At 65.0% G+C, this 7,176-nt stretch carries 7 protein-coding genes; 3 read left to right on the forward strand and 4 right to left on the reverse strand.

Annotated elements, in window-relative coordinates; translation table 11 throughout:
- Positions 1-41 precede the first annotated feature (41 nt).
- A complete protein-coding gene (locus tag WAN02_RS12705) occupies positions 42-956 on the reverse strand; it encodes an alpha/beta fold hydrolase (protein ID WP_422264527.1) in 915 nt (304 codons plus the stop codon).
- A 136-nt stretch (positions 957-1,092) separates the two neighbouring features.
- On the opposite strand from WAN02_RS12705, the gene WAN02_RS12710 reads away from it, so the two are divergent.
- Complete coding sequence (locus WAN02_RS12710; RefSeq protein ID WP_422264528.1) at positions 1,093-2,160, forward strand: amidohydrolase family protein; 1,068 nt, start codon at positions 1,093-1,095, stop codon at positions 2,158-2,160.
- A gap of 6 nt (positions 2,161-2,166) precedes the next feature.
- On the opposite strand, the gene WAN02_RS12715 is transcribed toward WAN02_RS12710, so the two are convergent.
- The gene (locus WAN02_RS12715) at positions 2,167-2,949 is read right to left on the reverse strand and encodes an enoyl-CoA hydratase/isomerase family protein (protein ID WP_422264530.1); all 783 of its coding nucleotides are present in this window, start codon (positions 2,947-2,949) and stop codon (positions 2,167-2,169) included.
- Positions 2,950-3,194: 245 nt separating this feature from the next.
- Between WAN02_RS12715 and WAN02_RS12720 the strand changes: the two genes are divergently transcribed.
- A complete protein-coding gene (locus tag WAN02_RS12720) occupies positions 3,195-3,773 on the forward strand; it encodes an XRE family transcriptional regulator (protein ID WP_422264531.1) in 579 nt (192 codons plus the stop codon).
- Positions 3,774-3,782: 9 nt separating this feature from the next.
- Here the strand turns inward: WAN02_RS12720 and WAN02_RS12725 are convergent, their stop codons facing one another.
- A complete protein-coding gene (locus tag WAN02_RS12725) occupies positions 3,783-5,000 on the reverse strand; it encodes an acyl-CoA dehydrogenase family protein (RefSeq protein WP_422264532.1) in 1,218 nt (405 codons plus the stop codon).
- A gap of 194 nt (positions 5,001-5,194) precedes the next feature.
- Between WAN02_RS12725 and WAN02_RS12730 the strand changes: the two genes are divergently transcribed.
- Positions 5,195-6,469, forward strand: a complete 1,275-nt coding sequence (locus WAN02_RS12730; RefSeq protein ID WP_422264533.1) for an esterase/lipase family protein — start codon at positions 5,195-5,197, stop codon at positions 6,467-6,469.
- On the opposite strand, the gene WAN02_RS12735 is transcribed toward WAN02_RS12730, so the two are convergent.
- The gene (locus WAN02_RS12735; RefSeq protein ID WP_422264535.1) at positions 6,410-7,090 is read right to left on the reverse strand and encodes an alpha/beta hydrolase; all 681 of its coding nucleotides are present in this window, start codon (positions 7,088-7,090) and stop codon (positions 6,410-6,412) included. The genes WAN02_RS12730 and WAN02_RS12735 overlap by 60 nt on opposite strands.
- Between the last annotated feature and the right edge of the window lie 86 nt (positions 7,091-7,176).

Genomic DNA, 7,176 nt, shown 5'->3' on the forward strand with positions numbered 1-7,176 from the left:
TCTATCACACGGCGCGTGACGTGTCGCGCGCACGCGGGAAATCATCTCTTTTCGATGCTGTCCCAGAGCTCGACCATGGTCCGCAGAATTTCCTCGGCAAAGCCCAGCCCGGCGAGATGGCTCTCCCCGGGCAGCGTGAACAACTCCGCGTCGGGCAGCCGGGTGACGACGTGCTCCCCGTGAGCGAACGGCACGATGTGGTCGCGGTCGCCATGCCACCAGCGGACCGGGATCTTCACCTGGTCGAGCCGGAAGCCCCAATCCCGGGCGAACACGACGACATCGGCGAACGGGGCCGCCAGCTGTTTGCGCGAACCGTTGAGCAGATCGTCGAGGAACATCGCCTTGAATTCCGGCCGCACCAGCAGCCGGCGATCGCCCTCGGGAGACACCCGCGCGTAGAGATACAGTGCGGGCTCGGCGACCGGCTTCAGCAGACGGATGAAACCGACCGCCGCCCACCGGATCGGGAAGCCGGCCACCGCAAGCAGCGGCGCCACCATCGATCCGAGCGACATCAGTCCGCCGCTGATCGCCTCCGGGCCGACCGTGGGCGCCACGCCGCCCAGCACCCCGACAGCGATGACGCGGTCGGGCAGGGCCGCCGCGCAGCCCAAGGTGTAGGGACCGCCGCCGGACAAGCCGATCACCGCCATCTTGTCGATGCCCAAGGTGTCGGCGACCGTGCGCAAGTCATCGGCGAAAGCAATGACGTTCTCGTATTGATGCGGCGTAGACGAGCCGATGCCGGGTCGATCGATGCCGATCAGGCGGATGTGGTTGTCCTCGGCGTAGACGCGAGCCTCGGCCGGGATCTGTCGTCGCGCGCCGGGGGTGCCGTGCAGCCAGAAGATCGCGCGACCTTGCGGATCGCCGAACTCGGCAAACCCCAGCTGCCGATCATCGCCGACGGCGATGTTGCCCTCGAGCTTGGGCCGAGCAATCGAATAAGCCATTACCGCAGTGTTACATGGACGGCCGCGCCCGATTCGTGTTAGGGCAACTGGCGCCGCTTGTTTAGCCGGCGTTTTGGAAGCGACGACGCCGACGGTGGTGCACGCTGCATACAACACCTGCCGACGGGAGCGAGTTATGCACATCATCGATGCCGACGGGCACGTCGCGGAAAACCCATCGTTCGCGATCGAGGCGATGAAGCGCTGGCCGCAACAGGTCACCGCCAGTGCCGACGGCAGACCCAGGTTGGTGATCGAGGGCCGCAACTATCCCGAAGACACCGGGCCGGGCGCCGGTTGCCCACCCGAGCACGGGATCAGCAAGGCATCCGACATCAACTGCCGGTCGGTCGAAGGAGTGCTCGGCGACGCCGACCGCGACCACATCGACACCATGGTGCTGTATCCCAGCATGGGGCTGTGCACACCCAGCCTGGAGGATCCGGAATTCGCCGCCGGGTTCGCGCGCCATTACAACCAGTGGATTGCGGATTTCTGCGCCCCGGCGGGCGGCCGATTGCGCGGCGTCGCGGTAGCCCCGGTCGAGCATGGCCAGTTGGCGATCGACGTCATGCGGGAGGCGAAAGATCTCGGGCTGGTGGCCACCCTCGTCCCGCCGGCACTCAAGACGCGCAACCTCGACCACCCCGACCTCGATCCGTTTTACGCCGCGGCGGTCGAACTCGGAATGCCACTCGGGGTTCACGGCGCACCCGGTATCCACCTGCCGAAGATCGGTGTCGATCGCTTCACCAACTACATCCAGGTGCACTGCATCAGCTTTCCGTTCGACCAGATGACGGCGATGACCGCGATGGTCTCCGGCGGTGTTTTCGACCGGCATCCCGGATTGCGGGTGGCCTTCCTCGAGGCGGGTGTCGGTTGGGTGCCGTTCTTCATCGACCGCCTGCACGAGCATTTCGAAAAGCGCGGCGACTGGGTTGAACGTGGCTGGCAACGTGATCCCCAGGAGTACGTGCAGGCCGGCAACATCTTCGTGACCTGCGAACCGGAGGAGCCGATCCTGCCCGGCGTCATCGATGTGCTCGGCGACGACTTCATCATGTTCGCCAGCGACTACCCGCACTGGGACGGCGAGTGGCCGGACAGCACCAAGCACCTGCGCACCCGCCCCGACATCAGCGAAGCCACCCGCGCGAAAATCGGCGGGTTGAATGCGCAGCGCTTCTACGGCCTCAACTGAGGGCGATCAGCGCCCCCGCCATTTCGGAGGTCGCTTTTCGGCAAAGGCACGCGGGCCTTCTTTAGCGTCCTCGGTCGCGAAAATGCGGTCGCTGTGCAGGGTTTCGTTGGCATAGGCAGCGTGCAGATCAAGCGCCAGGCTCTCGACAGCCGACTGCTTTGTCGCCGACACGGCAAGCGGCGCGTTGACCGCGATGCGCTCGGCGTACTCATAGGCGGTGTTCATCAACTGGTCGCCCGGCACCACCCGGTTGATCAGCCCCATCGCCAGCGCGCGGTCGGCGTCGACCATGTCCGCGGTCAACAACAGCTCCATTGCCAACGCGTAGGGCAACTGGCGAGGCAACCGCACGGTACTGCCCCCGCCGGCAAACAATCCGCGCTTCGGTTCCATCACGGCGAATCGCGCTTGGGGCACGGCGACGCGAATATCGGTGCAGGTCAACATCTCGAATCCGCCCGCCACGCAGACACCGTTGACGGCGGCGACGATCGGCTTGTAGATCGGAAACTGGTGCAAGACAGCGTGAATAGCGTCGCTTTTGTTCCATCCCTCCGGCTGCGGCAAGTCGCCGGTCAATTCAGGAATGAACTTCTTGAGATCGGCTCCGGTACAGAAATCGGGACCAACTCCGGTGATAACGGCGACCCATGCGTCGGGGTCATCGCGAAAGGCTGCCCAAGCGCGGGCAAGGTCGCGGAAATGCTCCATGTCGAGCGAGTTGCGCGTCTCGGGCCGGTTGATCGTGATCGTGACGATGCGACCGTTCCGCACGTAGTCGATGCTCACCGCGTCCTTCGGGATTCGCAGTCGCTATCTTAGCAATAATAGTAAATCACTTCGGTTGTGATCTGACCAGCACGTGGGACGGCATGTGGCACTCACACAGCCCGGCCTGCCAGTTGAACGCCTCCGCACTACCCCTGTGCGGGTCGATGCCGTTACCGATACCCTCGTCCATGCAGCTGTCGGTATGGAAGTTGGCGGCAGCCCGTCACGATCCGAGCTGAACACCAACAAAGAGTTGAGGGACTATGGGCGAATTCGATCAGCACGAGGGTGAAGCGCAAACCATTGTGAATCTCGCCGAGGCGGCGATGCACATGTACCGGGCGGCGATCGACTCACTGCCTTTTCCAGAAGACAAGAAATTCCAGAAGCGCGCCGAAGTGGTTCTCACCGGTATGCGGAAATTGCGCGCGGCGCTGACCGAGGCGGCCAGCCACAGCCGGCCCACTCCCACCGTCATGATGGCGCTCAGTGACGTCCGCCGGCGCTACGACGATCTAATGGAGCGCACGGCCGACGCCCCCGGATCGACGCTGGGTCAACAGCTTTACAACGCCCGCATCCACGCCAAGCTCTCGGCGCACGAGGCGGCCCACGGGTTTGGACTACGGCGCGAGCTGCCCGACGAGCTCGAAGACGGCGCCACGCCCACCGCGCAGGAGACGCCGCTGGTCGAGCAGTTGATCGCGGCGATCCGGTTGGTGGCGGGGCTCGATGAAGGCAAGTTCGAGCCTGAGCCGCCACCGGTCGAGGAGCACGTCACCGGCTGGGATGAAGCGCTGGCCATGAACGGCGCCGGCGAAGAGGCGCACGCCACTAACTAGCGTCGTGCGTCAGCGAATGGGCAGACCGGTCAACGCCCGGCCGATCACCAGTCGCTGAATCTCGCTGGTGCCTTCAAAGATGGTGAAAATCTTTGCATCCCGGTGCATTCGCTCCACCGGGTAATCGCGGGTGTAGCCGTTGCCGCCGAGAATTTGGATGGCTTCGTCGGTGACGTACACAGCGGTCTCACTGGCGTAGAGCTTCGCCATCGAACCCTCCGCTGACGTGAACGGCTTGTTGTTGCGCTGCATCCAACTGGCCCGCCACACCAGCATCCGGGAAGCGTCGATGCGGCTCTTCATGTCAGCCAATTTGAAAGCGACAGCCTGGAATTCGGCGATTTTGCGGCCGAATTGTTCGCGCTGACCCGAATACTCCAGCGCGTACTCGTAGGCTGCGCGCGCGATGCCCAACGCCATCGCACCCACGGTCGGACGAGTGCGCTCGAAGGTCATCATCGCCGCTTGGCTCGAGGTGCGATGCCCTTCCTTGATCTTGGCGATCCGCTTTTCGAATTTCTCTCGGCCGCCGAGGATCAGCTCACCGGGAAGGCGGACATCGTCGAGAACCACCTCGGCGGTGTGCGAGGCCCTGATGCCGTGCTTTTTGAACTTCTGGCCCTGGGACAGGCCTTTGGTGCCGGGAGGCACGATGAACGTCGCCTGACCCCGGGTGCCCAAGTCCGGCTCCACCGACGCGACCACGACGTGGACGTTCGCGATTCCGCCGTTGGTCGCCCAGGTCTTGGTTCCGTTGAGCACCCACTCGTCGGCGGCTTCGTCATACTTCGCCCGGGTGCGGACAGCTCCGACGTCCGAGCCGGCGCCCGGCTCGGAGGAACAGAAAGCGGCCAGTTGGGGATCGCCGGGGCTGCCGAACATCTGCGGCAGCCATTCGCCGATCTGCTGCGGCGTTCCGTTGGCGGCCAATGCCGCAGCGGCGAGCCCGGTGGCCATGATGGACAACGCAATGCCGGCGTCACCCCAGAACATCTCTTCGAAGACCGTCGGCATACCCAGTCCGCTGGCTTCGCCTGCCATCTGTGCGAACAGGTCAGGGGTGTAGAGCCCGACTTTGGCGGCCTCTTGAATGATCGGCCAAGGGGTCTCTTCGCGCTCGTCCCACTCGGCTGCCGCCGGGCGGATCACCGATTCGGCGAACTCGTGGACCCAGTCACGGACCTGCACCACTTCCTCGGACAGATCCAGCGAAAAGGTGGAGTCCATCAGCGCTCCTATCGATTGTTGCGCCCGCATCCTGTGTTGCCTGGTCAGCTGAACATCTGTTACATACAGTAAACGCTTGTATACTGAGTGAACAAACCGGCAGCTCAGACCCGGCTCCACAGGTGGGTTCGGGCAGCAAGGCGAAATGCCAGGCCATTTTGACACTCATTCACCCGATCTCGTGAGGGGGCCACATGCAACGCAGTGACATCCGCGCCGTCGGCGATCTGGCGGGGGAGGCGTCGTCGGTGCTGACGACCCTGGTGCGGGGAATGCACGCCGGTATCTCCGGTCGCGTATTCGACTCGATCGGGCCGTCGGCAAGACCGACGCGGACCATCCACGACGGGTTGACGCGGGCGATCTACAGCGGAGTAGACCGCGGGATTCGTGGCGCCGCCCATGTCGCGGGAATCGTGGCCGCCGAAGTGTGGGGTAGCGAAGCCGACGAAGCTCTCGAATCACGCGCCGATTCCACCGCCGCCGCCATCGCCGCGGTCAACGGCATCTACGGCAATGTGTTGACCCAACGAGAGAGCCCGCTGGCGGGCGCGATGACGATCCGGTGTGAAGGCAAACCAGTACCGCTGACGACCGAGGCCCTCGCGCAGGTATACCCGACGGCCACCAACCGTGTCGCCGTCTTCGTGCACGGCTGGTGTCTGACCGAGCGGTCGTGGTCCCGGCGGCCGGTCGAGGCCGAAGACGGCCGAAGCTACGGCCAACGGTTGCGCGACGATCTCGGATACAGCCCGGTCTTGCTGCGGTACAACACCGGACTGCATGTGTCGGTCAATGGCCGCACGCTTGCCCAGATTCTCGAGCTGTTGCAGGACCAGTGGCCGGTCCCCATCACCGAGCTCGTCCTGGTCGGCCATTCGATGGGCGGTCTGGTGGCGCGCAGCGCATGCCACTACGGGGCGGACCTACAGCACGGCTGGACCGACGCCGTCAGCCGGGTGGTGTGTCTGGGCTCGCCGCATCTGGGTGCCGACCTGGAGAAAGGCGTGAACATCGCGTCGTGGGCGTTGGCACAGTTGGCCGAAACCCGTGCTATCGCAACCTTTTTGAACGCTCGCAGCGACGGCGTGAAAGACCTGCGGTTCGGCGCGTGTCTCGACGAGGACTGGACCGACGCCGATCCGGATGAGTTTCTGCGCGACCGTTGCCATGAGACACCGTTCCTGCCGCACGCCCGCTACCACTTCGTGTCGTCAACCGTCACGCCGACGCTACTCGGGTTGATCGCCGGCGACCACCTCGTCCGACCGAAAAGCGCTGCTGGCCTTGGCAAGTCACGACGCATTCCGTTCGAGCCGGAGCTTGGACTGACGCTGACCGGGTTGAATCACTTCGACTTGCTCAATCACCCACTGGTGTATGCGAAGCTGCGCGACTGGCTGGCTCACTCACCGGATCGGCCGGCCGGCGTCAGCGATACGGGCAGCGACGTCAGCGGCAACGGCTAGCGTCTTGGCGTCGGTCGCAGCGTGGTAACGCCCGGCGGACGCGTCGTAGACCGCGCCGGCGATCGAGCCGTGGTCGGCTGGTAGCTCGACAACCTGCACCGGCCAGTCGTGCTGCCGCAGCGCCACGGCGAAATCGTCGGCCACCGAAAGCGGGATGACGCGATCGGCCACGCCGTGCAAGAGGGTGAACGCAGAGCGCGGCGCCCCATCGTTCACCCGGGTCGCCGGCAGCTCGTTGAAGATCGGGTCGGGCACCATGAACGCGCCGGCAAGGCAGACGGTATGCGCGAACGCCACACCTAGCCGCTGCGCCTGCATGGTCAGCCCCGCGGCAGCGAGGCCTCCCATCGACCAGCCGGCAAGTACCAGACTGTCGGGGTGGTCAACCCGCTCGCGGGCGAAGCGCACCGAGTCCAGCAGGTCGGCACGGCCACCGTCGTGAGCGTAGGAATTCCAGTCGGGCGCGATCACACCCAGACCATGACCGGCAATCAGCTCGGCAAGCGGTCGTATCGACGAGCGCGCGTCAGGCTGCTGGCCGTGCCACAGCAGAACCGTGGGTTGGGCGGGCTCACCGGAGACGTCTGCCAGCCGACCGGCGGCGTATTCGACGGTCTCCATACCCCTGCGATTAGAACGTCACGGCTTGGGCGGCGCCGGCGCCGGTGCCGGCGCGGGCGCTGGCGGCGTGTCTCGCGGTGCTGGTG

The sequence above is a fragment of the Mycobacterium sp. genome (assembly GCF_049281135.1).
Lineage (GTDB): Bacteria > Actinomycetota > Actinomycetes > Mycobacteriales > Mycobacteriaceae > Mycobacterium.

What these genes read in the sequence shown, in the direction of transcription:
- WAN02_RS12705 (WP_422264527.1), bottom strand. Translation starts at nt 956, where the DNA reads ATGGCTTATTCGATTGCTCGGCCCAAGCTCGAGGGCAACATCGCCGTC.
- WAN02_RS12710 (WP_422264528.1), top strand. Translation starts at nt 1,093, where the DNA reads ATGCACATCATCGATGCCGACGGGCACGTCGCGGAAAACCCATCGTTC.
- WAN02_RS12720 (WP_422264531.1), top strand. Translation starts at nt 3,195, where the DNA reads ATGGGCGAATTCGATCAGCACGAGGGTGAAGCGCAAACCATTGTGAAT.
- WAN02_RS12725 (WP_422264532.1), bottom strand. Translation starts at nt 5,000, where the DNA reads ATGGACTCCACCTTTTCGCTGGATCTGTCCGAGGAAGTGGTGCAGGTC.
- WAN02_RS12730 (WP_422264533.1), top strand. Translation starts at nt 5,195, where the DNA reads ATGCAACGCAGTGACATCCGCGCCGTCGGCGATCTGGCGGGGGAGGCG.
- WAN02_RS12735 (WP_422264535.1), bottom strand. Translation starts at nt 7,090, where the DNA reads ATGGAGACCGTCGAATACGCCGCCGGTCGGCTGGCAGACGTCTCCGGT.